Origin of the sequence: Pantoea sp. Fr+CA_20, from assembly GCF_024520835.1 — a bacterium.
GTDB lineage: Bacteria > Pseudomonadota > Gammaproteobacteria > Enterobacterales > Enterobacteriaceae > Pantoea > Pantoea allii.
Genome location: NZ_JALNPN010000002.1, coordinates 173,745 through 200,726, shown reverse-complemented (window position 1 = coordinate 200,726; position 26,982 = coordinate 173,745). Strand labels below are relative to the sequence as shown.

The 26,982-nt window shown below is 50.4% G+C and carries 20 protein-coding genes; 13 read left to right on the top strand and 7 right to left on the bottom strand.

Features of this window, described 5'->3' with window-relative positions:
* Positions 1 to 217: 217 nt before the first annotated feature.
* From NR177_RS03350 to NR177_RS03335, 4 genes are all read left to right on the top strand, one after another.
* On the top strand, positions 218 to 1,123 hold the full coding sequence (locus tag NR177_RS03350; protein ID WP_096010992.1) for a flagellin: 906 nt from the start codon (positions 218 to 220) through the stop codon (positions 1,121 to 1,123).
* Between the two features lie 182 nt (positions 1,124 to 1,305).
* A complete protein-coding gene (locus NR177_RS03345; protein WP_096010993.1) occupies positions 1,306 to 2,433 on the top strand; it encodes a DegT/DnrJ/EryC1/StrS aminotransferase family protein in 1,128 nt (375 codons plus the stop codon).
* Between the two features lie 43 nt (positions 2,434 to 2,476).
* The gene (locus NR177_RS03340) at positions 2,477 to 6,028 is read left to right on the top strand and encodes a glycosyltransferase (protein ID WP_256852296.1); all 3,552 of its coding nucleotides are present in this window, start codon (positions 2,477 to 2,479) and stop codon (positions 6,026 to 6,028) included.
* 194 nt (positions 6,029 to 6,222) lie between these two features.
* Positions 6,223 to 7,005: a dTDP-4-amino-4,6-dideoxyglucose formyltransferase gene (locus tag NR177_RS03335; RefSeq protein ID WP_256852295.1), complete on the top strand. Its 783-nt coding sequence runs from the start codon at positions 6,223 to 6,225 to the stop codon at positions 7,003 to 7,005.
* Positions 7,006 to 7,508: 503 nt separating this feature from the next.
* Here the strand turns inward: NR177_RS03335 and rfbD are convergent.
* The gene (rfbD, locus tag NR177_RS03330) at positions 7,509 to 8,357 is read right to left on the bottom strand and encodes a dTDP-4-dehydrorhamnose reductase (RefSeq protein ID WP_096010996.1); all 849 of its coding nucleotides are present in this window, start codon (positions 8,355 to 8,357) and stop codon (positions 7,509 to 7,511) included.
* 585 nt (positions 8,358 to 8,942) lie between these two features.
* On the opposite strand from rfbD, the gene NR177_RS03325 reads away from it, so the two are divergent.
* From NR177_RS03325 to NR177_RS03290, 8 genes are all read left to right on the top strand, one after another.
* Positions 8,943 to 9,908 carry an HNH endonuclease signature motif containing protein gene (locus NR177_RS03325; RefSeq protein ID WP_063879958.1) on the top strand — a complete coding sequence of 322 codons (966 nt, stop codon included), beginning with the start codon at positions 8,943 to 8,945 and terminating at the stop codon, positions 9,906 to 9,908.
* Between the two features lie 143 nt (positions 9,909 to 10,051).
* Positions 10,052 to 10,774: an RNA polymerase sigma factor FliA gene (locus NR177_RS03320; RefSeq protein ID WP_063879957.1), complete on the top strand. Its 723-nt coding sequence runs from the start codon at positions 10,052 to 10,054 to the stop codon at positions 10,772 to 10,774.
* A 51-nt stretch (positions 10,775 to 10,825) separates the two neighbouring features.
* Positions 10,826 to 11,329, top strand: coding sequence for a flagella biosynthesis regulatory protein FliZ (gene fliZ / locus NR177_RS03315; protein WP_063879956.1), 504 nt, complete (start codon positions 10,826 to 10,828; stop codon positions 11,327 to 11,329).
* A gap of 221 nt (positions 11,330 to 11,550) precedes the next feature.
* Complete coding sequence (locus tag NR177_RS03310; protein ID WP_063879955.1) at positions 11,551 to 12,537, top strand: D-cysteine desulfhydrase; 987 nt, start codon at positions 11,551 to 11,553, stop codon at positions 12,535 to 12,537.
* Between the two features lie 133 nt (positions 12,538 to 12,670).
* Positions 12,671 to 13,471 carry a cystine ABC transporter substrate-binding protein gene (gene tcyJ, locus NR177_RS03305; protein ID WP_063879954.1) on the top strand — a complete coding sequence of 267 codons (801 nt, stop codon included), beginning with the start codon at positions 12,671 to 12,673 and terminating at the stop codon, positions 13,469 to 13,471.
* On the top strand, positions 13,471 to 14,139 hold the full coding sequence (gene tcyL, locus NR177_RS03300) for a cystine ABC transporter permease (protein WP_063879953.1): 669 nt from the start codon (positions 13,471 to 13,473) through the stop codon (positions 14,137 to 14,139). The genes tcyJ and tcyL overlap by 1 nt, the downstream gene beginning before the upstream one ends.
* Positions 14,136 to 14,888 carry an L-cystine ABC transporter ATP-binding protein TcyN gene (tcyN, locus tag NR177_RS03295; RefSeq protein ID WP_063879952.1) on the top strand — a complete coding sequence of 251 codons (753 nt, stop codon included), beginning with the start codon at positions 14,136 to 14,138 and terminating at the stop codon, positions 14,886 to 14,888. Before tcyL ends, tcyN begins: the two co-directional genes overlap by 4 nt.
* 236 nt (positions 14,889 to 15,124) lie before the next feature.
* Positions 15,125 to 16,210, top strand: coding sequence for an acyltransferase family protein (locus NR177_RS03290; RefSeq protein WP_109716509.1), 1,086 nt, complete (start codon positions 15,125 to 15,127; stop codon positions 16,208 to 16,210).
* Between the two features lie 38 nt (positions 16,211 to 16,248).
* Here the strand turns inward: NR177_RS03290 and NR177_RS03285 are convergent, their stop codons facing one another.
* Positions 16,249 to 16,857 carry an NUDIX domain-containing protein gene (locus tag NR177_RS03285; protein WP_063879950.1) on the bottom strand — a complete coding sequence of 203 codons (609 nt, stop codon included), beginning with the start codon at positions 16,855 to 16,857 and terminating at the stop codon, positions 16,249 to 16,251.
* A gap of 702 nt (positions 16,858 to 17,559) precedes the next feature.
* On the opposite strand from NR177_RS03285, the gene NR177_RS03280 reads away from it, so the two are divergent.
* Positions 17,560 to 18,639: an acyltransferase family protein gene (locus NR177_RS03280; protein WP_109716508.1), complete on the top strand. Its 1,080-nt coding sequence runs from the start codon at positions 17,560 to 17,562 to the stop codon at positions 18,637 to 18,639.
* Between the two features lie 102 nt (positions 18,640 to 18,741).
* On the opposite strand, the gene narI is transcribed toward NR177_RS03280, so the two are convergent.
* The 5 genes from narI to NR177_RS03255 all read right to left on the bottom strand — a co-directional run bounded on the left by narI (position 18,742) and on the right by NR177_RS03255 (position 26,817).
* Positions 18,742 to 19,419, bottom strand: a complete 678-nt coding sequence (gene narI / locus NR177_RS03275; RefSeq protein WP_256852294.1) for a respiratory nitrate reductase subunit gamma — start codon at positions 19,417 to 19,419, stop codon at positions 18,742 to 18,744.
* Positions 19,419 to 20,108, bottom strand: a complete 690-nt coding sequence (gene narJ, locus NR177_RS03270) for a nitrate reductase molybdenum cofactor assembly chaperone (protein WP_218994642.1) — start codon at positions 20,106 to 20,108, stop codon at positions 19,419 to 19,421. The genes narI and narJ overlap by 1 nt, the downstream gene beginning before the upstream one ends.
* Positions 20,108 to 21,643 carry a nitrate reductase subunit beta gene (gene narH / locus NR177_RS03265; protein ID WP_145393874.1) on the bottom strand — a complete coding sequence of 512 codons (1,536 nt, stop codon included), beginning with the start codon at positions 21,641 to 21,643 and terminating at the stop codon, positions 20,108 to 20,110. Before narH ends, narJ begins: the two co-directional genes overlap by 1 nt.
* Positions 21,640 to 25,377 carry a nitrate reductase subunit alpha gene (locus NR177_RS03260; RefSeq protein WP_256852293.1) on the bottom strand — a complete coding sequence of 1,246 codons (3,738 nt, stop codon included), beginning with the start codon at positions 25,375 to 25,377 and terminating at the stop codon, positions 21,640 to 21,642. The genes narH and NR177_RS03260 overlap by 4 nt, the downstream gene beginning before the upstream one ends.
* A gap of 78 nt (positions 25,378 to 25,455) precedes the next feature.
* Entirely contained in the window at positions 25,456 to 26,817 is a 1,362-nt protein-coding gene (locus tag NR177_RS03255) for a NarK family nitrate/nitrite MFS transporter (RefSeq protein ID WP_244181341.1), read from the bottom strand.
* Positions 26,818 to 26,982 lie beyond the last annotated feature (165 nt).

Sequence of the window (26,982 nt, the reverse complement as noted above, 5' to 3'; positions counted from 1 at the left end):
TAAGGTTATGAGTCTTCAGGGAGGTGGTGCTGACAGCCAGTAAGGACGATTTTAAAACTCGGTCAATTAATTTTTCGCAAACCTGTTTTTCCTTTATTAAGATAAAAAATACCAGTAAGGCTTAAAGTTTTGCGCATAGCGGGCGATAACATTATTGAAGGCAATTAAGCCGCAGGCCAAAAACCAAACCTAAATCTCTTTATGAAGGATACTTATCATGGCAGTTATTAATACCAATACCCTGTCACTGGTTACCCAGAATAACCTGACAAAATCTCAGTCTTCGTTAGGTACTGCTATTGAGCGCCTGTCTTCTGGCCTGCGTATCAACAGCGCCAAAGATGACGCAGCGGGTCAGGCAATTGCTAACCGCTTCAGCTCTAACATCAACGGTCTGACCGTTGCGGCACGTAACGCCAACGACGGTATCTCTCTGTCACAGACCGCTGAAGGCGCACTGACCGAAGTCAACAACAACCTGCAGCGTGTACGTGACCTGACCGTACAGGCGCAGAACAGCTCTAACTCAGCGTCTGACATCGACTCCATTCAGTCTGAAGTTAACCAGCGTATGGAAGAGATCAACCGTGTTACTCAGCAGACCGATTTCAACGGCATTAAAGTCCTGAACACCGGTTCTGGCAGCACGACCTATAACTTCCAGGTTGGCGCGAAAGATGGCGAAACTATCGGTATCACTATCAGTTCAAGTAACGGCTTCAACCTGTTCAATACTGCAAGTGCATCAGGTCAGACTTCGGGTCAGACAATCAACGGTAACGCACGTTCAACCGTCGCTGAAGGCTTTGACGTACTGAAAGGTACCGTTACTTCTGGTGGCGCTACAGATGGCAGCCCACTGACTGATATCGATGCGGCAATCAAATCTGTTGACAACCAGCGCAGCCTGCTGGGTGCATCTCAGAACCGTTTCGAGTCCACCATCAGCAACCTGAACAACACCGTGACCAACCTGACCGCAGCCCGCAGCCGTATTCAGGATGCCGACTACGCGACCGAAGTGTCTAACATGTCCCGCGCGCAGATCCTGCAGCAGGCAGGTTCTTCGGTGCTGGCCCAGGCCAACCAGGTGCCACAGACTATGCTTTCTCTGCTGCGTTAATCCTCTTTACAACGCATTCGAACCCTGCCTTTTGGCAGGGTTTTTTTTATCTGTTCTGTTGCTATTGATAAGCAAGAATACTGCGCTTTTATAGTGTTTTTGCGCCGATTGACTCTCCCTTGACCTGAGTAGAATAAATCAATCTGGTTTATTTTGATGACATATGGTCAGCAGGAGAGGGTATGAATAACAATATAATGGTGACCAGTCCGTTGCTTCCGCCTCTGGAAGAGTTTATGCCTTATCTTGAAGAGATCTGGCAGAGCAAGCAATTGACTAATGGCGGCCCTTTTCATCAACAGCTTGAACAGGCATTGGCTGAGTATCTGGATGTAAAACATCTTTGCCTGTTCGCAAATGGTACGCTGGCACTGGTGACCGCATTGCAGGCCTTGCGTATCTCTGGTGAAGTCATCACGACGCCTTTTTCCTTTGTTGCCACCTCTCACTCTTTACTCTGGAATGACATAAAACCTGTCTTCGTCGATATCGATCCGGTAACGTGCAATCTCGATCCGGCTAAAATCGAGGCGGCGATCACGCCTCAGACAACCGCCATATTGCCGGTCCATTGCTATGGCATTCCCTGTAATATGGACGCTATTCAGGAAATTGCCGATCGGTATGGCCTTAAAGTGATTTACGACGCAGCCCATGCTTTTTCGGTGAAGCAGGACGGCGAAAGCATACTGAATCATGGCGATCTGTCAGTATTAAGTTTCCACGCGACCAAAGTATTTAATACCTTTGAAGGCGGCGCGATCATTTGCCCAAATGAAAAAATCAAGCGTCGCATCGATTATTTGAAAAACTTTGGCTTTGCAGATGAAACCACCGTTGTTGCCCCGGGCATTAATGGAAAAATGAACGAGATTCAGGCTGCATTTGGCTTATTGCAATTAAAACATATTGACTACGCGCTGGATTGTCGCAGAAAAATTTTTGAGAGATATGTTGCGGCGTTGAGCCATCTTAAGGGCATTTCTTTTAGTTTTGTCCCAGCCGGTGTGGACTGGAATTATGCCTACTGTGCAATTTTTATCGATGAAAGCCTGTTCCCACTTTCTCGCGATGCGATGTATATGCTCTTTAAAGAAAAAAATATTTATGTACGCCGCTATTTTTATCCATTGATTTCAGAATTCCCAATGTATAAAGGCTATTCGTCTTCATCTCCTGATAATCTCCCTGAGGCGTCCTTACTGTCTAAGCAAGTTCTTTGCTTACCCATCTATCCGACCTTAAGTGAAGAGAGTCAGAATGAGATTATTCACGTCATCCTGACAGCCGGTCACGTCAGAGCAGCGTAAATAACAATTTTGCGATGTTCCCACATCGTCATTGAGGCTTAGTATGTCAAAAAGTAATCTGGTGTCTATCCTGATCCCTGCATATAAAAGTGATTATATCGAGGATGCACTAAAAAGTGCTATGCAGCAGGATTACCCTGAAATTGAAATTATCATCTGTGATGACAGTAGCAGCGATGAGCTCGCTCGTGTCGTTGAGCGAGTGAGTCAGGGGAGCCCGCATCCAGTTCACTATTATAAAAACGAAACACGGCTACTGGAACTGGGTAACATAGAGCGGTGCTTATCCTTTGCCCAGGGCGAATACGTTAAATTTTTATATGACGACGATATTCTGCGCTCTGATTGTGTAAGCCGCTTAGTCAAAGCACTCAATGCTTCACCTGATATCATTCTTGCTTCCTCACGTCGGCAGCGTATTGACGAGTCTGGTTATGTGCTGGCTGATATCATGGCAACTGCTTATCCTTTCCGTGGCGATGTTATTTTAGAAGGGCGGGATGTTATTTCATTCCTTTGTGATTACATCATTAATTTTATTGGTGAGCCTTCCTGCGTACTATGCCGCCGCGAAGCCTTAACGGAATTAAATCATAATCCGGTTTACCTGAACGGCCAGGTCCTGCCCTATCTTTATGACCTCTGCATTTATGTTAACCTTTTAGTTAAAGGTAATTTGGCTTTTATCAGTGAGCCGCTTTCGCAATTTAGGGTATCTGAAAGTCAGGTCAGCCATCAGGCTTCATCTCAGGCGGATATTGTCTCTGATACTTATCAACAGTTTCCGTTAATGATTGAGCAGTTAGGATTGTACAAAGGCGATCCTAATGAGAATCAGTCTGTGCGGGTTACGGCGCTTAGTCATCCCCAAAATTATATCAATTGTAATCTTCTTGCTGCGATGAGCAGTGCATTACACTTGTCGGACGGTAACCGCGCGAACAAGAGCTTAAAAGAGTGGCTGGCATTACGTACAGTCACCGATCGTGATTCAGCAAAGATCGATGATTACATCAGCAGCCAGATGTTTAGCACACAGATTGCGGTTTATATCTTATCGAGTGGTGCCGAACCGTTATTTATTGAACAGTCCGTAAATGATATTAATAAAAAACATATTTCAGGCCTGACGTTGGTACCCGTTATTGTAAACCATAACGGACAATTATCCTGCAATGCTGAAACCATATCTGGAAGAAATGATGCGGAAGCAATCAATTCACTTATCGAGCAACGTCAGGAACAATGGATTCTGATCATTAATGCGGGAAGTGTGCTTACAGAAAGTGGCTTGCTGCAACTTGCGCTGTCATTACCTTCTGCGGCGGGCTGCAGCGCTGTCTATGCGGATGAAATGTATCAGCAAGCTGGCGAGATTACGGGAACCTCTTTCCGTCCTGATTTTAATCTGGATTTACTGTTAAGTCATCCTGCTGAAATGGCGCGCCATTGGCTCTTTAGCCGTGAGTGTATCGTTAACTCAGGCTTTTTCGATACGCGCTATGTGAATGCATGGGAGTTTGCAGGCATCGTTAAACTTATCGAACAATATGGTACAAACAGTATTGGGCATCTGCCTGAACCACTGGTGATTTCTCATACTTTTTCACTTAATACCAATCCAGAGTACCTGGATATCCTGAGCACACATCTACGTCAACGGGGTTATTCGAATGGTTGGGTCAAAAATACCTGGCCGGGATTGTATAATCTTCGATATGAGCACGCAGAAAAGCCTCTTGTGTCAATTATTATTCCGACTAAAGACCAGTTACCCGTACTGATAACGTGTGTGACATCATTGCTGGAAAAAACGGCTTATAAAAATTATGAGCTCCTCATCGTCGATAACAATAGTGAAACAGCGGAAGCGAAACAGTGGTTATCGGGATTAGAAACTGTTGACCCTGCGCGCATAAAAGTTCTGCGTTTCCCTTATCCGTTTAACTATTCTGCTATGAATAATCTGGCCTCGCGCGAAGCGCGGGGTGAGTACATGGTACTGTTAAATAACGATACCGCCATTATTGATGGTGCCTGGCTTGATGAGCTTCTCAATCATGCACAGCGGCCCGAAGTGGGTGTGGTGGGTGCCAAACTTCTTTTCCCTAACAATACAGTACAGCACGCGGGCGTTTTGTTAGGTCTGAGAGGACCTGCAGAACATCCCTTTATTGGTGAGCCGGCAGATGCAAAAGGCTACATGCGCCGCCTGATGGTCGATCAAAACTACACTGCGGTTACAGCGGCCTGCCTCATGATCCGTAAATCCGTTTATGAATCGGTTGGCGGACTGGACGAAGAGAATTTTAAAGTTTCCTACAACGATGTCGACCTCTGCCTTAAGGTTCGTGAACAAGGCTATCTGACCGTATGGACACCGCACGCCGTCGTGATGCACGAAGGGAGTGTCAGCCAGAAAAAAGTGGATAAGTCTACTCAAGAGAAGAAGATCAAACGATTTACAGACGAGCAGGACAGCTTTTATAAAAAATGGCTGCCGCTAATTGCTAACGATCCTTCTTATAACGCTAACTTGTCACTCAACGGCACTGGTTTTGAGCTGGAACAGGCTTTAGACATGACCTGGAAACCACTGTCATGGAAACCGTTGCCGACTATTATTGCCATGATGGCGGACTTCACCGGTTGCGGCCAGTACCGAATTATTCAACCATTAAAAGCAATGAAGGCGGAAGGGCTGGTACAAGGGCGTCTTTCGGATTACATGCATCACACGGCTGAACTTGCCCGGTATGCTCCTGACAGCATCGTCTTACAAAGACAAATTACTCCGGAATCACTGGAATGGCAGCGTCGGCTGGGGGTATTAAAAAATACCTTTAAAATCTTTGAACTGGATGATTACTTACCTAATCTGCCAATGAAAAGTATTCATCGCGCCAATATGCCGAAAGATATCTTGAAATCGCTTCGCAAAGCATTGAGCCTGGCTGATCGTTTTGTTGTCTCCACGCCCGCTCTGGCTAATGCATTCGACGGTAACCATCATGACATCCGCGTAGCTGAAAATCGCTTGCCTGTTGAAACGTGGGCACATCTTACCAGCTTACGAAACCAGGGTAAGAAACCTCGGGTTGGTTGGGCAGGCGGGTCGAGCCATAGGGGCGATCTGGAAATGATTGCGGATGTTGTTCGTGCCTTTGCAGATCGGGTTGAATGGGTCTTTTTTGGAATGTGCCCGCCAAAACTTCGTCCGTATATTCATGAATACTACAGCGGTGTAGAGATAAAGAAATACCCTGAAAAACTGGCTTCACTGAATCTCGATTTAGCACTGGCACCGGTTGAGGATAATTTGTTTAACCGCTGTAAAAGCAATCTAAGACTACTGGAATACGGCGCATGCGGATACCCCGTCATTTGCAGTGATGTGGAGTGTTATCATTATGACTTACCTGTCACGCGCGTCAAAAACCGTTATAAAGACTGGGTGGAGGCAATCGAGATGCATCTTGATGATCCGGAAGCCTCACGACGTTCGGGCGAGGCATTGCGAAATGCCATCCACAAAGACTGGATGCTTACTGGAGAGCCTCTCCGCCACTGGATGAATATGTGGTTGCCTGATTAATACGTTTTGACATGCAGTAAAGGTAAAAAGAGGGCTTGCCGCGGGTAAGCCCTCTTAATCCTTTAAACACTATCTTCGTGGAGTCCCAAACCCCAGTAAGAATCAGTGTAAACTGTCGATATAAGATAAACACATTCTCCTCGTACACTTTACAACCCGTTTCGGTTATTTCGTATTTATAAAGGATTAAGACGATGACTCAAGTTTATACAGAGGCAACAGGTGTACGACTGAGTACGCAGGCTCAGCGTTTACTGGTGGTGTCCGATAACCAGGAGCTGTCGCTTTATCTTAAAGAGGAACTTGAAAAACAGCCCTTTGAGCTACCATTCAACGCGGACTTTTGCTACACGTCATTTAACACGAATCCGCAACTAATGATGGCTATTGGAGCGACCCGGATTAATGTCAAAGATGAGTCCACAGTTGAAAGGATCATTCAGGAGTATGATTTGGTTTTCAGTTTGCATTGTAAACAAATTTTCCCTGCCGCCCTTACTGATAACCTATGCTGTATTAACTTTCATCCCGGTCTCAATCCTTTTAATCGTGGATGGTATCCCCAGGCTTTTTCAATTATCAATGGCTTGCCTGTGGGCGCGACAATTCATTTAATGGACGCCGAAGTTGACCATGGCGAAATTATCGATCAGCAGGTAGTTAAAGTGAAAGTTTCAGATACTTCTTTGACAGTTTACAGAAACGTCATCGCAACAGAAAAGTATCTCATAAGTAAAAATATTTTTACTATCATCTCCGGTTCATATACGACAAAGAAACCACAGGCAGAAGGGAATTACAACGGAATTAAGGACTATAACGCGCTGTGTGAATTAGATTTGAACTCTGTCGCTACGCTTGATGAACATTTGAAAATATTGCGTGCGACAACGCATGGTGACTTTAAAAATGCGTTTTTTCGTGATGAGAATGGTAAAAAGTATTTTGTAAGGATAATCATCGATGAAGATTTTTAAAAGATCACCTCTTATCGCGTTCCGTTCGGAGTGAGTAATGTACGCACCTCCTCAGAGTGATCTCTATCTCCGATAAGATTGCCATGCAAAGACGCACGGGTTTTTTATTTATGGATTTTTATCGTTTTTAGGGAAATAATACGATTTTATTTGTGGTTTTGCTTACTGTTATTACGCTTTTCTCGTGCTTAGTCGTGATGCTTAATGCTTTCTGATGTAGTAAGCACTTTTCTCTATCCTGCATCATTACACTCGCATTGCTCAAATAACCATATTCAAAAAAGATAACGTTTTAGATTGAAAAAATAAGCTGAGAAATGAACAGAGGCAAATGGGTTACATTTGCTAGCAGGCAGGCAAGAGGGAGATTTTGATTACACTATACTTCAATAATGAGGCGATAGCCTTGATATGAAATTCTTATGTATCAGCCAGTTAGATTGCTTTATAACTGGCTGGTACATCTTTGTCGTGTAAACATTACCCCATTATGACAACCTCGGCTAAGAGGCTATTTTATAGTTTTTATAAATAGTTAGCAGATAACTTTGCCAGTCTGAGGTTTTTATATTCATTTTTTTGATTTTATCACAACATAATTGTGAATTTAACGGTCGAACCGCAGCGGTTGGATAATCGGTGCTGCGAATGCCGAATACTGAAATATCTTTTTTTACTGCGATAAAAAGCGCTTGTGCAAACTCACACCAACTTACGGGCTCATCACCACAGTAATGATAAATCCCCCGCGCTTCAGGCTGTACAGCAAGAAGAATCATTGCCTGGGCCAGATCGCCTGCGTAGGTAGGGCAACCGTACTGATCATTCACCACCTTTATCTCATGACGCGTTTCCGCTAAATGGAGCATCGTGTCGACAAAGTTACTTCCATATTCACTAAAAACCCAAGAGGTACGGATGATTATGGCTTCAGGTAAGATATCTATTACGCGTTTTTCACCTTCCCACTTGCTCAGACCATAAAAATTAATCGGGCAGGGTTGATCGCTTTCGGTGTAAGCGGTTTTTTTAATGCCATCAAAAACGTAGTCAGTAGAAATATGAATCAGACGAGCACTGACCAGTTTGGCCGCCTGAGCCAGATTCTCTGGGCCGATGGCATTAACTTTGAGTGCGCGTGTACGGTCAGTTTCTGCCTTGTCGACTGCCGTGTACGCAGCCGTATTCATGATGACATCAGGCTTGAATTTTTTAACAATACGCATGACTGCTGAACGGTCGGTAATATCCAGCTCTGCCGAACCACACGCCAGGGTAATCCAGTCTGTGGGAAAGCGATCCAGTATGCAGCGGCCCAGTTGACCATAAGCACCTGTTAGTAAAACGCGCATCAGAGCGACTCCTGCGGTAATGTTCCTTGCTGATCATTTGCACACAGTATCAACAGCAGTACTGGCGATAGAAAAGTCACTTTGCGGTTATTCCTCATTTGGCAGGTGTGGTCCTTTAGGTAATTGTTTCAGCAAGGTTTCCTGGAAGCCCTGATCTCAGGCCATGCCCCTTAACTCTCTGGAAATTGTCACCCGTTCTGCAATCAACCCATTTACGATGGGCGTGTATGACGTCCCCGCTATTCACTTCCTCTAGAACCGGTCTACGCTTGCAGAGTGATGATGAAAGAATACGAGCTTGCAAGTGAAACTAATGGCAAGAATAACCGATAAAAAAGCAGGTAAAGTAAAGGATAAGCAACAGACACAGCGCACAAGCGGAAAAGACACCCGGTCATCCGCGACGAAAATACCTGTTTTCTCGTGTAATAAGGCAAATGTGACGTACTTAAACGGCAGGATTTTAATCCGGACGGGGAAATAATAAAAAAGTCATCGCAGCGTTACAGTTCATTACAACTATGCCGATAATCCCCTTCAGAATGACTCTCATTTTGATATAACTTTTCATGTTCTGGGGTGGTTATGCGCTTTAACTATGACCTGCTTCCGGGCGAACGCCTTTCTTTTGAAGAGATCGCCCGGCGTTATGCACAGCAATACCCTGATGAGAAAGAACTGACGGCGCGTGCGCTGCTGAGTCCTTCAACCAGCTATCGGACGTTAAAAATTCGTGCTGTCTTTGCTCAGGAAGAGAGTAACAGTCCTCTGGAAGACCTGTTGTTCATTGCTAACGACAATGAACGGAAAAACTATTTGCGCCGTTTTGAGTACTACCTTAAACAGCAGCAGCCTTTTCACTATTTTCGCCGTGGAAAAGAGGATGAGGATAATCGCTGGAAGGTGATAGGGAAAAGCTATGTCTATGCCATGGTCGATCCCCATTCTGCGCAGGCGCAAAACCTGATCAACAGCCGGGGTTATAAACTGGTTTTGATGCGTGAAGATGAAGAAGATGCCTGGTGGCAGCTGTTCAACGTGCAGTCTAACCCCTGTTTCCCGCAGTCTCGTCGCATCCAGTTTATTGTGGTACTGAGTACGCCCGAACACAAGATTCCGGCTGCAGTTATGCCTGGTACTGAAGTGGGGCGGCGTGTCAAAGCCAAAGTGTTGCAGAAAGCCAGCCAGTCAGAATTTATGGCGGCGGTAAAAGCGCGCTACGGTGCCTGTATTATTACCGGAACCAGCCTTCTCGACCCGCATCTGTGGCCGTGGGTTGAGGCCTGCCATATCGACACACGAGAAAACGATGAAGGTTTTCTGGCAGACAACAGTGTGGATAACGGGTTGTTCCTGCGTAGCGATTTACAGCGGCTTTTTGTCAACAAAATGATAAGCATTGATGGTGATTCCGGGCAGGTGCGTTTTCATGCGGATGAAAAAACGCGTGAAAGCATTGGTCCGTTTTATCAGGAGATGGAAGGGCAGGTTTGTGCACTGTGGGAAAACGTGCCATCCGCAACCCGCCAGCGTTTACTGTCATTACGTTAGTCTGTCTGTACAGAGCGGAACCTTCCGCTCTGAAACATCACAAATTTGAAATAACCTTGGTTTATCCCGCCTATTCAGCCAATCAAAAGCCCTACAGAATTGCATAATCATGCCGATAACTTCATTAACGCAGGGTAGTCAACGTGAACGATCTCTATACCGCCGATGGCGTGATGGACAAACATTCGCTCTGGCAGCGCTACGTCCCACTGGTACGTCATGAAGCACTGCGCTTACAGGTCCGCCTGCCAGCCAGTGTTGAACTTGACGACCTGCTTCAAGCCGGGGGCATTGGTCTGTTGAATGCGGTGGAGCGCTATGACGCGCTTCAGGGTACCGCCTTTACCACGTATGCAGTACAGCGCATTCGTGGGGCCATGCTTGATGAGCTTCGCAGCCGGGACTGGGCGCCGCGTAGCGTCAGACGAAATGCTCGTGAGGTAGCCGGGGCTATGCATCAGGTCGAACAGATGCTGGGTCGGGCCGCTTCTGAACAGGAAGTCGCGCAACAGTTGAATGTTTCGATAGAAGAGTACCGGCAGATTCTGTTGGATACCAACAACAGCCAGCTCTTTTCGTACGATGAGTATCGAGAAGAACACGGTGACAGTGCGGAACTGGTGACGGAAGGGCACGAAGAGGCCAATCCACTTCATCAGTTAATGGAAGGGAGTCTGCGTGAACGCGTCATTGAAGCGATCGAGGCGTTGCCCGAGCGCGAGAAGATGGTGCTGACACTGTACTACCAGGAAGAACTGAATCTGAAAGAGATTGGCGCGGTACTTGACGTGGGGGAATCCCGAGTCAGCCAACTGCACAGTCAGGCGATAAAACGCTTGCGTGCCCGACTTACGGGAGCGCGCTAGAAGGCTCAGTTCCTGGCGATCTATAAATAATAAGAAATCGGGGACTCAACAGTGGGAGCCAAAACCAAAGCCAGACCTTTAAGTCGTTATCTTAAAGACTACAAACACAGCCAAAACAATTGTTCACACTGTGGCAAAGTATTAGACCGTATGGCGCTGGTCTTTCGTGGCCAGATCATCAATAAAGAGGCCATCGCACGGATGGACCAAATGATTGATGAGCCGCTTTGGCTAAAACTGCAGCCAGAATTAACGGCACTTTGTCGTTTTTGCAGCGATATTTTTTGTAATACGCATCCTAATTATTTTGACATCATGGCCTTCAAACAATATCTGTTTGAACAGACTGAAATGAGCCCAAGCACCATTCGTGAATATGTGGTTCGCTTACGTCGGCTTGACGATATGTTGAAGGCCAGAAATTTTCCGGCTGAAAAACTCACAGGCAATAGCTGGCATCAATGCCTGGAAGAAGACTTACCCGATGCAGGTAATAACAATTATCGTATTGCGCTTCGTAAGTACGACCAGTTTTTGGGCTGGCAGCAACGTTAAGGGATCGGGTAAAAGTGTCAGGCAGGTTTTCCTCTGACATTCTGTCTCCCACCCCATTTTCCCCTGTCCACAGGGGGAAAATGGGGAAGTTGTGTAACAGCCGGTGGATACTTGCCCGACCGCTTCTCCGTTCATCACCTGAGTTTGAATTCAGGATGATCCTTTCTGCATCTTCTGTAACACTGTAAAGATCACTGCTCTGTGCCCAACTGGAGGCCGCATTGTCTTTACATCTTATTCATCAGTTTCCCCGTATCGAACTTCTGGGCGCACCGACGCCGTTAGAATACCTGCCGCGATTATCGGACCATCTTGGCCGCGACATCTTTATCAAACGTGATGACGTGACGCCGCTGGCGATGGGCGGCAACAAGCTGCGTAAGCTGGAGTTTCTGGCCGCAGATGCCCTGCGTGAAGGCGCAGATGTGTTGCTGACTGCGGGTGCCATTCAGTCAAACCATGTGCGGCAGACGGCGGCGGTCGCCGCGAAACTGGGCCTGAAATGCGTAGCGTTACTGGAAAATCCGATTGCGACTCAGAGTGAAAACTACCTGACCAATGGTAATCGCCTGATGCTGGACCTGATGGATGTTGACGTGGTGATGGTGGATGCCCTGACCCATCCCGCTGCGCAGCTGGCGGAACAGGCGGAACGTCTGGAGGCGCAGGGTTTTCGGCCTTACGTGCTACCTGTGGGCGGCTCAAATGCACTGGGTGCGCTAGGTTACGTGGAATGTGCCCAGGAGATTGCGCACCAAAGTGAAGGCGTAGTGGATTTCGCGGCGGTGGTCGTGGCGTCAGGCAGCGCCGGGACCCATGCGGGCCTGGCCATAGGACTGGAGCAGCTCCTGCCAGAGACCGAGTTGGTTGGCGTAACCGTGTCGCGTAAAGTCAGTGAGCAATTGCCTAAGGTTGAAGAACTGCGTCAGGCGCTGGCGGCGCAGTTAGCCGTGCAGGCGCAGGCACCCATAACGCTGTGGGATGAGTATTTTTCTCCGCGCTATGGCGAGCCGAATGAAGAGGGCATGGCGGCGGTGAAAATGCTGGCCCGTCTTGAAGGCATTTTTCTTGATCCCGTTTATACCGGTAAAGCGATGGCCGGTCTTATTGATGGGATTAACCAGAATCGTTTTCGCCGTGAAGGCCCGTTGTTGTTTGTGCATACAGGCGGTGCACCGGCGTTATTTGCTTATCACCCTTCGGTCTGAGACGCAGCGCAAAAAAGGGTTATAATTCAGGCGTTATTTTGACGTCTTATGCGAAATAACGCCCATAATGACAGAGCGGCAAACCGTGTTTAGCCGCTTAACACCACACTGATAAATGATAAATGGGGTAAACATGGCTTTTTCACAGATTCGTCGCCAGCTGGTGACGGGAATGATGGCTGTTGCGCTGGTTGCAGGCGTCAGCGTTAAAACTTTTGCGGCGGAGAATTTACTGGCGCAGGTTAAAAGCAAAGGCGAGCTGCGTGTGGGCCTGGAAGGCACCTATCCCCCTTTCAGTTTTCAGGATGAAAAGGGCAAGCTGACGGGTTTTGAAGTGGAGTTCGCCCAGGAACTGGCGAAACACATGGGGGTGAAAGCCGAGCTTAAACCGACCAAGTGGGATGGTATGTTAGCCGCGTTAGATTCCAAACGTATCGATGTGGTGATCAATCAGGTCACGATCTCCGATGAGCGTAAAAAGAAGTATGACTTCTCTACGCCCTATACCATTTCAGGTGTGCAGGCGCTGACGCTGAAGAAAAACGCGGGCAGCATTACCAAACCAGAGGATCTGGCCGGTAAGAAAGTCGGTGTGGGCCTGGGGACGAACTACGAACAGTGGTTACGTGCCAACGTCAAAGGCGTGGATATCCGTACTTACGATGATGACCCAACCAAGTATCAGGATCTGCGTTCTGGTCGCGTTGATGCGATTCTGGTCGATCGTCTGGCAGCCCTGGATCTGGTGAAGAAAACCGGTGATACCATGGCGGTAGCCGGTCCGGCATTCTCCCGTCTGGAAGCGGGCGTGGCAATGCGCAAAGGCAATGAAGACTTGCTGAAAGCGATCGATCAGGCCATTGCGGACATGCAGAAAGACGGCTCACTTAAAAAGCTGTCAGAGAAATGGTTTGGCGCGGACGTAACGAAATAATGCAGGAAAGTTTACAACTGGTGCTGGATTCAGCACCTTTTTTACTTAAAGGCGCGTTGTTCACGCTACAGCTCAGTATCGGCGGGATGTTCTTTGGGTTGATACTGGGCTTTTTGCTGGCCCTGATGCGTTTATCGCGCTTCTGGCCGGTAAACTGGCTGGCGCGTATCTATGTGTCCATCTTTCGCGGCACGCCGCTCATCGCGCAGCTGTTTATGATCTATTACGGTCTGCCGCAGTTTGGCATTGAGCTGGACCCCATTCCATCGGCGATGATTGGGTTATCGCTAAATATGGCGGCCTATGCATCGGAGTCGCTGCGTGGCGCAATTGCAGCGATCGAGCGCGGTCAGTGGGAAGCGGCTGCCAGTATCGGCATGACGCCGTGGCAAACCCTGCGTCGGGTTATTCTGCCACAGGCTGCCCGCACCGCGTTGCCGCCCCTGGGAAACAGCTTTATCAGCCTGGTGAAAGATACGTCACTGGCCGCCACCATTCAGGTTCCTGAACTGTTTCGCCAGGCGCAATTGATTACCTCGCGTACCCTGGAAGTGTTCACCATGTACCTGGCGGCTTCGCTGATCTACTGGGTGATGGCCACCGTGCTGTCAGCATTGCAAAACCGTCTGGAAGCCCACGTTAACCGTCAGGATCAGGAGGCGAAATGAGTGCAATCGACGTTCGCCAGTTGGTGAAAAAGTTTAACGGACAAACGGTACTGCACGGCATTGACCTTGACGTCGCGCCCGGTGAAATCGTCGCCATCATCGGCCCCAGCGGCTCGGGCAAAACTACGCTGTTGCGCAGTATTAACCTGCTTGAAGTGCCTGACGCCGGTCGCATTAAAGTGGGGGATATCACCATTGATGCCAGTCAGGGCATCCACAAGCAGAAAGAGCAGGTACGCCTGTTGCGCCAGCAGGTGGGCTTTGTCTTTCAAAACTTCAACCTGTTTCCCCATCGCTCGGTGCTGGAAAATATCATTGAAGGGCCGGTGATTGTAAAAGGTGAAGCAAAGGCGGACGCAATTGCCCGCGCGCGGAGCCTGCTTGAAAAAGTCGGGCTTCACGGTAAAGAAGACAGCTACCCAAGGCGTCTGTCCGGCGGTCAACAGCAGCGTGTTGCGATTGCCCGTGCGCTGGCAATGCGACCCGAAGTGATTTTGTTTGATGAGCCGACGTCTGCGCTGGACCCGGAGCTGGTGGGCGAGGTGCTAAACACTATCCGCGCGCTGGCGCAGGAAAAGCGCACTATGGTGATTGTCACGCATGAGATGAGTTTTGCCCGCGACGTCGCCGACCGCGCCATCTTCATGGATCAGGGACGTATCGTAGAACATGGACCGGCTAAAGCGCTGTTTAGCGATCCGCAGCAAGCGCGGACTCGACAATTTCTCGATAAATTTCTTAATCAATAAACGCCAACGCCGCCGGAAACAGGCGGCGTTTCTTGCCGTGCCCTCTGCTTTTATTCTCTCAGTTTCTTCTGAAAATTTACATTTAGTATTATTTTAATGGTTTGATTTTTATGGTTTTATACCGGATTAGCTTCTGCGCGAGTAACAGGCTGTAACTTTTAAGAGCCGCCTGATTGAGACCTGCGTGAAAATATAAATAATCCTTCACAAATTCATCGCACGATCAGGACGAAATAATGAGTCAGGACAGAAAGGAAATCCTCTGGATTAATACCCTCAAAGGAGGATGCATCTTACTTGTGGTATTGCATCACTCCATCATCACCACGTTCGCACCTTCGCTCCCTCATCTGACTGCCGGTCTGTTCCCGGCTCACTGGTGGGTAGCATTTAATACCTGGCTTTCGCCCCTGCGGATGCCTGCATTTTTCTTTGTGTCCGGGCTGCTGGCCGCCAATTCGGTCGTGAAGAAAAGCTGGAAAGCGGTCTTTACCAAGAAGTTCAGCAATATTGTCTACCTCTACCTGCTGTGGGGCGTGATTCAATGGCTGAGTATCCACTACATTTCAACCCATCTGGGCGAGCGGCTGTCGAGCAGTAAGAATGCCGCCTATGCTGATTCCCCGCTGGAGTTTATCAAGCTGTTAATGCTGTCGATGACCAGCCTGTGGTACTTGTATGCGCTGGCCGGATTCTTCCTGGTGACCAAGCTTTTTCATCGACAGAAAATAGTGCTGGTCGTATTCGCGATTGCGGCGAACTATGCGGCGCAGTTTAGCCTTATTCCCGGATGGGGACCGGCCAGCGTCGCGCAAAACTATCTCTATTTCTTACTGGGCGTCTTTTTCAGCGCGGCATTAATTGAACTCAGCGGTCTGAAAGGTCGTCACTGGCTGTGGCTGGGCGCAATAGCGCTGATCGGTATCCTTCATCATGCGGGCGGTATTTATAAAAATCCGTTTTACAGCCTGTTGACCATCGTCTTTGGCATTGTGCTGTGCCGTTTTCTTAACGCGCATTTCAATATGGCCTGGTTGAATTACATCGGCCGCAATACGCTGCAGATTTATGTCTTACACCGTATTTTTATCGAGTTAGTGGGGCTGAGCGCCATTTCCCTGGCGCTACATTATGGCTGGTTCGGCAATGCGGGCTTTAGCTGGGGTTGGGCGCTGTTGATGCCGTTAACCGGCGTGGCGGTGTGTACGTTGCTTTCGCTGTTGGTCTGGACGCTGTTGAACCGTGGACCCGGACGGATACTGTTTATCCACCCGCGTTTACTCAGTAAGCATCAGGCGGAAACGCAAACCTCATCATCCTGAATTCACGGGCCAGCTTACTGGCCCGTTTTTTGTCTACGTTAATCTGGCGTGCAGATGCCTTTGATGACCAGATGCTGAATCAGAATAATGGTTTTCGCGTCAATGATGGTCCCCGCATCAATCATGGCAAGCGCCTCTTTAATCGGCACCTCAATCACCTTGATATCTTCGCCTTCGGCGGCAATACCCCCGCCCGCGTTTATTCGCATCTCACGGGTAAAAGGGGCGATAAAAAAGTGCAGACGCTCGGTAACGGAACCGGGGCTCATGAATATCTCGCCAATCTTAGTGACGTCATTCAGCTTGTATCCCGTTTCTTCTTCCGCTTCGCTTCTGATGGCCTGAATGGGGTCACGTGCGTCCAACAAACCGGCACAGGCTTCAATCAGCTCAAAGTGATGACCGATCAAAAAAGCAGGCATGCGAAACTGGCTGGTCAGGATGACCGTCCTGTCGTCGCGGTTGTAGAGCAGGATGGTCGCACCGTGACCGCGATCATAAGCTTCACGGGTAAAGCGCTGTTCTGTGCCATCGGTGCGCACATAGGTCATATCGTATTTGGTCAGGGTGCCCCAGTCGTTTGCCAGTATCTGCTGGTCGTTAACGGTAGCGGTAGTGGCAACGGGCGTAAAACGCGTCTGCTTCATGATGACATTCCATTTGTGAGTAAATCAGGAACAACCATTCAGACAGCGCGTGCCGAATGGAAAAATGAAAAATTAACTCTGAATCCGTAAAAGCCAAATGGCCTTTTTAGCCTGTCTGCGTTATTCCGCAGGGCATAAATAAAAAAGACGAATAAGCTATTAACGGCATTTATCCACACGACCCGTGCGCCCTCTCTGTTATTCAGGTGATATCCGGACCTGAAATTACCCTAAAGGCGGCATAAGAAGGGGCAACATGATTAATACGTTTCGACGTAGGGAAAAATGTTTTTCCGGCAAACTCTTTTACCTGGAGAACTGACTCACTCGCGATTGTCGGATAACGCTCACCTGCACTTACGTTGAGTGGCCTGTCTTAAAGTACAGTTAACGTAATGGCAAATATAGCGTTAAGCAAGTACCGACAGAGAAAATTCATAGTAAAGTCATATTCCGTTGTGGACGGGCGATCCTGATTTACTCTGACGCTCAATGGATGTTACCGACGTCAAATTAAAGCCGGCATAAATGTCAAAGAATACCCTTTATTGTAAAGCTGGGTTCTAAACCGTTTCCGACAGATAACTTTAAGACTTTCGCTACATTCAGGTGACAGGACATACGGAATACTTTCCACATAACGATCATATGAGCAGCGCGAGTTCGTTTTTTCTGGAATGACACCACGGCGGAAATTCCCTGATGAAGCACAATGAAAAAGAACACATTGCATGGATTAATACGCTCAAAGGCATCTGTATCCTGCTTGTTGTGCTGTACCATACGGTGTTGCCCGGCTTTGAAAATACGCTAAAAGACCTGAGCGCGGGCGTGTTTCCCGCAGAGATGTGGGTACTGTTCAATAGGTTATTATCCCCACTGCGTATGCCTGCCTTTTTCTTTGTTTCAGGTTTGTTGGCCAGCAATGCCATTGTTAATCGCCCCTGGAAGCACATCACGACCAGCCGAATCACTAATTTGTTTTACCTGTACCTTGTATGGGGAGCCATTCAGTGGTGGTCAATCGTGGGGATTTCAACAGAAATCACCGGACAGCGTATTTCACAAAATCTTAATGCGGCCTATGCGGGATCGCTGGCGGAGTTTCTTACGCTGACATTTCTGGCGATGAGTACCTCATGGTACTTATATGGCTTAGCGATCTACTTCCTGTGCGCCAAACTTTTTCAGCGTTATAAGGTGCCATTGCTGGTCGCGGCAACGCTGCTCAATTACCTGGCTGTAGAAAAGGTGATTCCCTTCTGGGGGCCACAGAGTCTGGCGCAGTATTTTGTGTTCTTCATACTGGGGGCGTTCTGGTGTACGCAGATGCTGCGTTTGAGCGAGTGGCGACGGGAAAATGGCTTGCCGTGGTTGTTGCTGGCGCTGGTGGCAGGTCTGCACGGCCTGTTCGGTGTGGATAAGCGCCTTTTCGTATCTGTCCTTGCCATCCTCATCAGTATTGCCGCCTGCCGTTGGTTAAATCAGATCAGCAGCATGGCCTGGCTCAACTGGATGGGGCGTCATACTTTACCCATTTACGTTCTCCATCGTATCTTTATTGAGTATTTCGGTATGACGGCCATTTTATTGGCACAGCGTCATCAGCTGTTTGAATTAGCGTGGTTTTCCTGGCTGTGGGCCTGCCTGTATCCGCTGGTGATTGTGGCCCTCTGCTCACTCTGTTCCATTGCCGTCTGGTCGCTGACGAATCGGGGAGCAGGGCGCGCGCTGTTTATCTTTCCAACCCTGATAAAACGGCCAGTTTACCCTGGCACCTGACCACGCGTTTGGGTCATAACGTCTGGCCGGGCGAGCTATCAGCGGTTTGAAAAAGAGAAATGAACCCGGCCAGCGATGAGGTGGTCGGGTTCACGGGCCGTCTTATTTACGTGCGCGTACCACCTGATAGCGACGCGTGAGATACTCAACTGGCGCGCTCCAGACGTGCACAAGACGGGTAAACGGAAAGACCAGAAAAATCGTCATGCCCAGAATCAAGTGAACACGATAAATCCACTCAACGCCGTCAAGCCACTGGGCAGCATTGCCCTGGAATGTCACCACCGCCTGCGCCCAGCCGACCAGTTTCATCATGCCAAGGCCGTCCATGTGCTGCAGCGAAAAGATGATGGAAATCATCCCCAGGGAAACCTGCACCACAAGGATACCCATAATCACAATGTCGGCGCGCGTCGAGGTCGCCCGGATGCGTGGATTGAGCAGCCGTCTTTTCAGCAACAGAAAGCCGCCAACCAGCGTCATTAAGCCAAAGACGCCACCGGCCATCATCGCGAGTTTCTGCTTGGTGGCAATCGACAGAAAAGGTTCGTACATCCAGTGCGGCGTCAGCAGGCCGAACAGATGCCCGAATAAGATCCCAATAATGCCGATGTGAAAGACGTTGGACGCAAAGCGCATGCCCTTTTTGTCCAGCATCTGGCTGGATGAGGCGCGCCAGGTATACTGTCCGTAGTCATAGCGCAGCCAACTGCCTACCAGGAAAACCGTTCCGCACAGGTAGGGATAGATATCAAAAAATAACACGTCCAGGTAGTGCATTATCGTGCGCCTCCAGAGGTCAGTTCAAGATACTGCGGACGGCTGTCCTGACTGAAACGGCGTTGATGCTGTTGCCGTTCGGAACGATCGCAGGCTTTATCATCGATGAACTTAATTTGTTCTTCTTCCCATACCGCATCTATCGCTTCGCGCGTGTCATCGCGCGGCTCGGTGGCAACCTGCCGGGCAACGCTCTCACTGTGCAGCGGGCTACGCGCGAGGTTGAGAAGGGCGTCAAACAGCTGGCTAAACTCACTGCCGCGCGCTTTCAGTCGTCCGCCCAGCAGGGCCAGAATTGGCGCGATATCCTTCAGACCCTGACGCGCCGCTTTCTCATCCTGTTGACTCAGGTACTCCAGATAGAGCGGCAGATGATCGGGCAACTCCCGGCAGTGGAGTTCCAGACCGGCCTGCTCATACTGAGCCAGCAGATCCACCATCGCCTGACCGCGATCGCGCGATTCAGCATGAACATGTTCGAACAGCAGGAGTGATGTTGCCCGCCCGCGTTCAAACAGGGCGCACCAGTCGCTCTGCTTATCCAGCGGTGCTGCCGCCAGATAATGCTGGGTAAAGGACGAAAGTGCAGGATAGTGCTGCGCGATCAGTGCATGCACCTCATCCTGGTGCTGCCACAGTGATTCATCCGGGTATTCAAGCAACATGCCAATAAGTTTCAGGATATCCATCATTCCCCTCCCGCTTTATTACCGATATCAATGGCATCAATGCGGCGGCTGTTAAACAAATTGAACTGAGTATCACTGCCGTGGCAACCGTCACCAAAACTGAAGCCGCAGCCGTTGCGTTCCGGAAAGGCATCCCGGGCCAGTTCACGATGACTGGAAGGAATGACAAAGCGGTCTTCATAGTTGGCAATGGCCAGATAACGGTACATCTCTTCTGCCTGCTGCATACTCAGGCCCACTTCTTCAAGCGCGCGCGTGTCCGTCACGCCGTCAACCGTCTGCGAGCGTTTGTAATGGCGCATTGCGATCATCCGTTTCAGCGCGCGTAATACTGGCGCGGTATCGCCCGCCGTCAGCAGGTTAGCGAGGTATTGCACAGGTATCCGCAGGCTTTCCACATCGGGTAAAACGCTGGCGTCCGCTTCGAGCAGACCGGCATCAGCCACCGACTGAACGGGTGACAACGGCGGCACATACCAGACCATCGGCAAGGTGCGGTATTCCGGGTGAAGCGGCAGGGCCAGCTTCCAGTCCATTGCCATTTTCCAGACTGGTGAAGCCTGGGCGGCGTCGATCACGCTTTGCGGAATGTCCTGACGTAAGGCTTCCTCAATCACGGCGGGATCGTTCGGGTCAAGGAAGATGTCGCACTGGCGCTGGTACAGGTCGTGCTCATTTTCCGTGCTGGCGGCGTCGGCAATCTTATCGGCGTCGTAGAGCAGCACGCCCAGATAACGAATGCGGCCCACGCAGGTTTCAGAGCAGACGGTCGGCATGCCTGACTCAATGCGGGGATAGCAGAAAATACACTTCTCTGACTTGCCGCTCTTCCAGTTGAAATAGATCTTTTTGTAGGGACAGCCGCTAATGCATAAACGCCAGCCCCGGCATTTATCCTGATCGATCAACACAATGCCGTCTTCTTCACGCTTATAGATCGCGCCACTGGGGCAGGTGGCTGCACAGCCTGGGTTCAGGCAGTGTTCGCACAGGCGCGGCAGATACATCATGAACGTGTTTTCAAACTGGCCATACATCTCTTTCTGCATGGCGTCGAAGTTTTTATCGGCACTGCGTTTGCTGAACTCCCCACCCAGCAGCTCTTCCCAGTTAGGGCCGCCGACGATTTTATCCATCCGTTCGCCGCTGATCAGCGAACGTGGACGGGCGGTCGGCTGACTTTTACCTGCTTTAGCGGTATGCAGGTGTTGGTAGTCATAGGTAAAGGGCTCGTAATAATCATCAATGCCCGGCACCACGGGATTGGCGAAGATTTTAGTCAGCACGGCGCTGCGGCTCCCCAGACGTGGCGTCAGTTGGCCGTTGATTTTGCGTATCCAACCGCCTTTCCATTTCTCCTGGTCTTCCCAGGCCTGGGGATAACCTATGCCGGGTTTGGTCTCGACATTGTTAAACCAGGCATATTCCATACCTTCACGCCCGGTCCAGACGTTTTTACAGGTCACCGAACAGGTGTGGCAGCCAATACATTTATCCAGATTCAGAACCATTCCGACCTGTGAGCGAATCTTCATTTTGCTGCCTCCTGAATCTGATCCCGGCCTTCATCATCCAGCCAGTTAACCTGTTTCATTTTGCGCACCAGGATGAACTCATCCCGGTTGGAACCGACCGTGCCGTAGTAGTTGAAGCCATAGGCCAGCTGGGCATATCCACCGATCATGTGAGTCGGTTTAGGACAGGCGCGGGTCACCGAGTTATGGATACCGCCGCGCATGCCTGTTACTTCAGAACCAGGAATGTTCATCAGTCGCTCCTGGGCGTGATACATCATGGTCATGCCGGCAGGTACGCGCTGGCTGACAACGGCACGGGCGGTTAAGGCACCATTGGCGTTGAACACTTCAATCCAGTCGTTATCTTCGATGCCCAGTTCCTGCGCATCGGCTTCGCTCATCCACACAATCGGCCCGCCACGGGACAGGGTCAGCATCAGCAGGTTGTCACTGTAAGTCGAGTGAATGCCCCATTTCTGGTGCGGCGTCAGGAAGTTAAGGGCTTTTTCCGGAAAGCCGTTGGACGGGATATGTTTCAATCCTTCCAGACTGCGGGTATCAACCGGCGGACGATAAACCACCAGGCTTTCACCGAACGCCCGCATCCAGGGGTGATCCTGATAGAGCTGCTGACGACCGCTCAGGGTGCGCCAGGGAATCAGCTCATGGACGTTGGTATAACCGGCGTTATAAGAGACATGCTCATCTTCAAGCCCGGACCAGGTGGGGCTGGAAATAATCTTGCGCGGTTGCGCCTGAATATCACGGAAGCGGATTTTTTCCTCTTCTTTGTTGCGGGCCAGATGGGCATGTTCCCGGCCGGTGAATTCGCTCAGCGCATTCCAGGCTTTGACCGCGACCTGACCATTGGTTTCCGGGGCCAGCGTTAAAATCATCTCAGCAGCGTCAATGGCGCTGTTGATCTGCGGCTGTCCTTTGGCCGGACCGTCCGCTTTCACATAATTGAGTTTGCGCAGCAGTTCGACCTCTTTATCGGTATTCCAACTGATGCCTTTCCCCCCATTGCCCAGTTTTTCCAGCAGCGGCCCGACAGAGGTGAAGCGCTCATAGGTGGCCGGGTAATCCCGCTTAACGGTCACGATGTGCGGCGCGGTTTTACCCGGAATCAGGTCGCACTGGCCTTTTTTCCAGTCACAGATATCGCCGGTCTGCGCCAGTTCGGCGGGCGAGTCATGCTGAACAGGCTGGAGCACCACATCGGTTTCCTCACCCAGGTGGCCCTGACAGAGTGCCGAGAAGGTTTTAGCGAGGCCTTTATAAATATCCCAGTCGCTTTTTGATTCCCAGGCCGGGTCGACGGCCGCAGAAAGCGGATGGATGAAGGGATGCATGTCAGAGGTGTTCATGTCATCTTTTTCATACCAGGTCGCCGTGGGCAGCACAATATCCGAGAACAGGCAGGTGCTGGACATCCTGAAGTCGAGGGTCACCAGCAGGTCGAGCTTGCCCTCCAGCGCCTCGGTCTGCCACTCCACGTCCTCTGGCATCAGCGCCGGATCATCCACTGGCTGGCCCTGAATACCGCTATCGGTGCCCAGTAAATAGCGCAGCATGTACTCATGACCTTTGCCGGATGAGCCAAGCAGGTTGGATCGCCAGATAAACATATTGCGTGGATGGTTGGTGCCGCTGTCGGGTTGCTCACTGGCCATACGAACGGTACCGGCTTTCAACGCCTGAGCGGTCCAGGCTTCTGGCGTCATGTTGGCCTGGCGGGCCTGGGCGCTGATCTCCAGTGGGTTGACGTTAAGCTGTGGCGAGGAAGGCAGCCAGCCCATGCGTTCTGCCCGAACGTTAAAGTCCAGCAGGTGACCGGTGTAATCGTGTGGATTGGCCAGCGGTGACAGAATGGATTTCACCTGCAATTTCTCAAATCGCCACTGGCTGGCATGATTGTAGAAAAACGAGGTGCTGTTCATATGGCGAGGAGGGCGATTCCAGTCCAGCGCAAACGCCAGCGGGGCCCAGCCTGTCTGAGGACGTAATTTTTCCTGACCGACATAGTGCGCCCATCCGCCGCCGCTCTGACCAACACAACCGCAGAACACCAGCATGTTGATCATCGCCCGATAGCTCATATCCATGTGATACCAGTGATTAATACCGGCACCGAGAATGATCATGGAACGGCCGTGGGTTTTATGGGCAGTCTCGGCGAATTCCCGGGCGATCTTTTCGATCTGGCTGCGTGGCACGCCACAGATCTGTTCCGCCCAGGCTGGCGAATAGGCACGAATATCGCTGTAATCCTGTGCGCAGTTGCTGTCATCCAGCTGACGATCGATGCCATAGTTCGCCAGGGTCAGGTCATAAACCGATGCAACGGGCACCCGGCTGCCGTCGGCCAGCGTCAGCATTTTCACCGGCAGTTTATGCAGCAGGATGTCGTCCTGCTTAACATGGCGGAACTGTGGGTTTTCCAGTCCACCGAAGTAAGGGAACGCCACGTCCACCAGCGCATCGTTCTGATCGATGAGGCTGAGTGCCAGTTGGGTGGCGGAGCCATTCGCTTTTTGCTCCAGGTTCCATTTCCCTTTTTCACCCCAACGGAAACCTATCGAGCCGTTAGGCACCACCAGTTCGCCATCGGCATTGCAGGCCACGGTTTTCCATTGTGGATTGTTTTCTTCACCCAGATTGTCCATCAGGTCAGCGGCACGGAGCTGGCGGCCCGGCGCATAACTGCCGTCTTCACGGGCTTCAAGCACGACCAGCATCGGCATGTCGGTGTACTGACGGGCATAGTTCAGGAAGTAATCACTGGGATTTTTCAGGTGGAATTCATTGAGGATCACATGCCCCATCGCCATGGCCAGGGCGCTGTCGGTGCCCTGTTTCGGGGCCAGCCATTGATCGCTCAGTTTTGCGACCTCGGCGTAGTCCGGTGTGATGGCGACGGTTTTCGTTCCTTTGTAGCGCACTTCGGTAAAGAAGTGCGCATCGGGCGTACGCGTTTGCGGTACGTTTGAACCCCAGGCAATGATGTAGCCCGCGTTGTACCAGTCAGCGGATTCCGGCACATCCGTCTGTTCGCCCCAGGTCATGGGCGAGGCCGGGGGCAGGTCACAGTACCAGTCGTAAAAGCTCAGACAGGTGCCGCCGATTAACGACAGATAGCGCGTACCTGCCGCATAGGACACCATCGACATCGCCGGGATAGGCGAGAAGCCAGCAACGCGGTCAGGGCCATAGCGTTTAATGGTCCAGATGTTGGCTGCCGCAATCAGCTGATTCATCTCCTGCCAGTTGGCCCGCACGAAGCCGCCATGGCCGCGCTGCGATTTGTACTGACGCGATTTTTCCGCGTCAGACATCAACGCATCCCATGCCGCAACCGGATCGCGGTTCTCACGCAGTGCTTCACGCCACAGCTCAAGCAGGGCTTTTCGCACCAGGGGATATTTCAGGCGGTTGGCGCTGTAGAGATACCATGAATAGCTGGCACCACGCGGACAGCCGCGAGGCTCATGGTTAGGCAGATCTGGGCGAGTGCGAGGGTAATCCGTTTGCTGGGTTTCCCAGGTGACGAGACCGTTTTTAACATAGATTTTCCAGCTACAGGAGCCGGTACAGTTCACGCCATGGGTTGAACGGACAATTTTGTCGTACTGCCAGCGCTGACGATAACCGTCTTCCCAGTCACGGTTGTTGTGATAAACCTGCCCATGGCCATCGGCGAAACTTTCACCTTTTTGTTTGAAATAGCGAAAACGGTCAAGAAGTTTACTCATAACACTTCTCCAGTCGGGTCAACGACCCGTTGAATTCAACTCAATCATGAGCTGATGTGTGAATAATAATCGGGTGAATTAATCGCTGGTTTTCTTACCACGACCATATAAAAGCCAGGCCACGAGCAGGCAGACGATGTAGAAAAGCAAAAACACAATCATGGCGGCGGCGGGCGTACCTGTAATGGCCAGCGAACTGCCAAAGGCTTTGGGGATAAAGAAACCGCCGATGGCGCCCAGTGCCGAGATAAAACCCAGCGCCGCCGCCGTATCGGTCACGGCGGCATGCTGTGCGGCATCCAGACTGTGGCCTTGTGCCAGCATTTTGCTTTGCGTTAGCTGGCGGAAAATCACCGCTATCATTTGATAGGTGGAGCCACTGCCCAGCCCGGCGGTCAGGAACAGCCCCATAAACACCAGGTAGAAACCCAGGAACGAGCCGCTGCCGCTGCCGGGTAAGGTGAGGAACAGCAGGGCGGAAAACATCACCATCAGCATAAAATTAATGATGGTCACTTTTACGCCGCCGAGCTTATCGGAGATCATCCCGCCCCCCGACCGGGCCAGTGCGCCAAGCAGCGGGCCAAAAAAGGCGAAATGCGTGATATCCACCGCTGGAAACTGGGTTTTCGCTAACACGGCAAAGCCCGCGGAAAAACCAATAAACGAGCCAAAGGTGGCAAGATAAAGCATGCCCATGATCCAGACGTGGGCATTTTTCAACACCGGCAACTGGTCACGAAGTGAGGAGCGCATTCCGGCAATGTCATTCATGCCAAACCAGGCGGCAATAGCGGTCAGCGCCAGTAGCGGCACCCAAATCCAGGCCGCGTTTGCCAGCCAGATGGCTGATCCTTCGCCGTGGGGAACGCCGTGGGATAAAAACGGAACAAAAATGATAAAAGGGGCAACGAGTTGCATCACGCTGACGCCTAAGTTACCCAAGCCGCCATTGATGCCCAGCGCCGAACCCTGCTGACGTTTAGGGAAGAACAGGCTGATATTACCCATGCTGGACGCGAAGTTCGCCCCCGCCAGTCCGCACAGCAGCGCAATAATGATGAAGACCGCATAGGGCGTTTGCGGGTTTTGCACAGCGAACCCAAGCCAGACACAGGGGACGATCAGGATAGCGGTACTGAACGTGGTCCAGACACGGCCGCCTAAAATGGGCACGATAAAGGAGTAGGGGATGCGGAAAAGCGCACCCGACAGTGCCGGAAGTGCGGTTAATAAAAAGAGCTGTTCAATGGTGAAATGAAAACCCACCTGATTCAGATAAACCGAAACGGCGCTGAACAACATCCACACACAAAATGCCAGCAGCAACGCTGAAACCGAAATCCATAAATTTCGACGAGCAATATGCTGCCCGCGCCGTTGCCAGAAATCAGAATCTTCAGGATGCCATTCCCGTAATAGCCTTTCTTTTTTATTCACAATGTACTCCGGGTCAGGATAAACGTTACGTGCAGGCAGGCGTGAAGGCATCTGCCTGCATTGAGGGCAAAGATGATGAAATGTCAATTAACGTAAATTTTGCTGGTTAAATTATGATTAAGTTTCGGTTGTGGATTTTGATAAATATCAAGAACATCCCCAAAT

What these genes read in the sequence shown, in the direction of transcription:
- NR177_RS03350 (WP_096010992.1), top strand. Translation starts at nt 218, where the DNA reads ATGGCAGTTATTAATACCAATACCCTGTCACTGGTTACCCAGAATAAC.
- NR177_RS03345 (WP_096010993.1), top strand. Translation starts at nt 1,306, where the DNA reads ATGAATAACAATATAATGGTGACCAGTCCGTTGCTTCCGCCTCTGGAA.
- NR177_RS03340 (WP_256852296.1), top strand. Translation starts at nt 2,477, where the DNA reads ATGTCAAAAAGTAATCTGGTGTCTATCCTGATCCCTGCATATAAAAGT.
- NR177_RS03335 (WP_256852295.1), top strand. Translation starts at nt 6,223, where the DNA reads ATGACTCAAGTTTATACAGAGGCAACAGGTGTACGACTGAGTACGCAG.
- rfbD (WP_096010996.1), bottom strand. Translation starts at nt 8,357, where the DNA reads ATGCGCGTTTTACTAACAGGTGCTTATGGTCAACTGGGCCGCTGCATA.
- NR177_RS03325 (WP_063879958.1), top strand. Translation starts at nt 8,943, where the DNA reads ATGCGCTTTAACTATGACCTGCTTCCGGGCGAACGCCTTTCTTTTGAA.
- tcyJ (WP_063879954.1), top strand. Translation starts at nt 12,671, where the DNA reads ATGGCTTTTTCACAGATTCGTCGCCAGCTGGTGACGGGAATGATGGCT.
- tcyL (WP_063879953.1), top strand. Translation starts at nt 13,471, where the DNA reads ATGCAGGAAAGTTTACAACTGGTGCTGGATTCAGCACCTTTTTTACTT.
- tcyN (WP_063879952.1), top strand. Translation starts at nt 14,136, where the DNA reads ATGAGTGCAATCGACGTTCGCCAGTTGGTGAAAAAGTTTAACGGACAA.
- NR177_RS03290 (WP_109716509.1), top strand. Translation starts at nt 15,125, where the DNA reads ATGAGTCAGGACAGAAAGGAAATCCTCTGGATTAATACCCTCAAAGGA.
- NR177_RS03285 (WP_063879950.1), bottom strand. Translation starts at nt 16,857, where the DNA reads ATGAAGCAGACGCGTTTTACGCCCGTTGCCACTACCGCTACCGTTAAC.
- NR177_RS03280 (WP_109716508.1), top strand. Translation starts at nt 17,560, where the DNA reads ATGAAGCACAATGAAAAAGAACACATTGCATGGATTAATACGCTCAAA.
- narI (WP_256852294.1), bottom strand. Translation starts at nt 19,419, where the DNA reads ATGCACTACCTGGACGTGTTATTTTTTGATATCTATCCCTACCTGTGC.
- narJ (WP_218994642.1), bottom strand. Translation starts at nt 20,108, where the DNA reads ATGGATATCCTGAAACTTATTGGCATGTTGCTTGAATACCCGGATGAA.
- narH (WP_145393874.1), bottom strand. Translation starts at nt 21,643, where the DNA reads ATGAAGATTCGCTCACAGGTCGGAATGGTTCTGAATCTGGATAAATGT.
- NR177_RS03260 (WP_256852293.1), bottom strand. Translation starts at nt 25,377, where the DNA reads ATGAGTAAACTTCTTGACCGTTTTCGCTATTTCAAACAAAAAGGTGAA.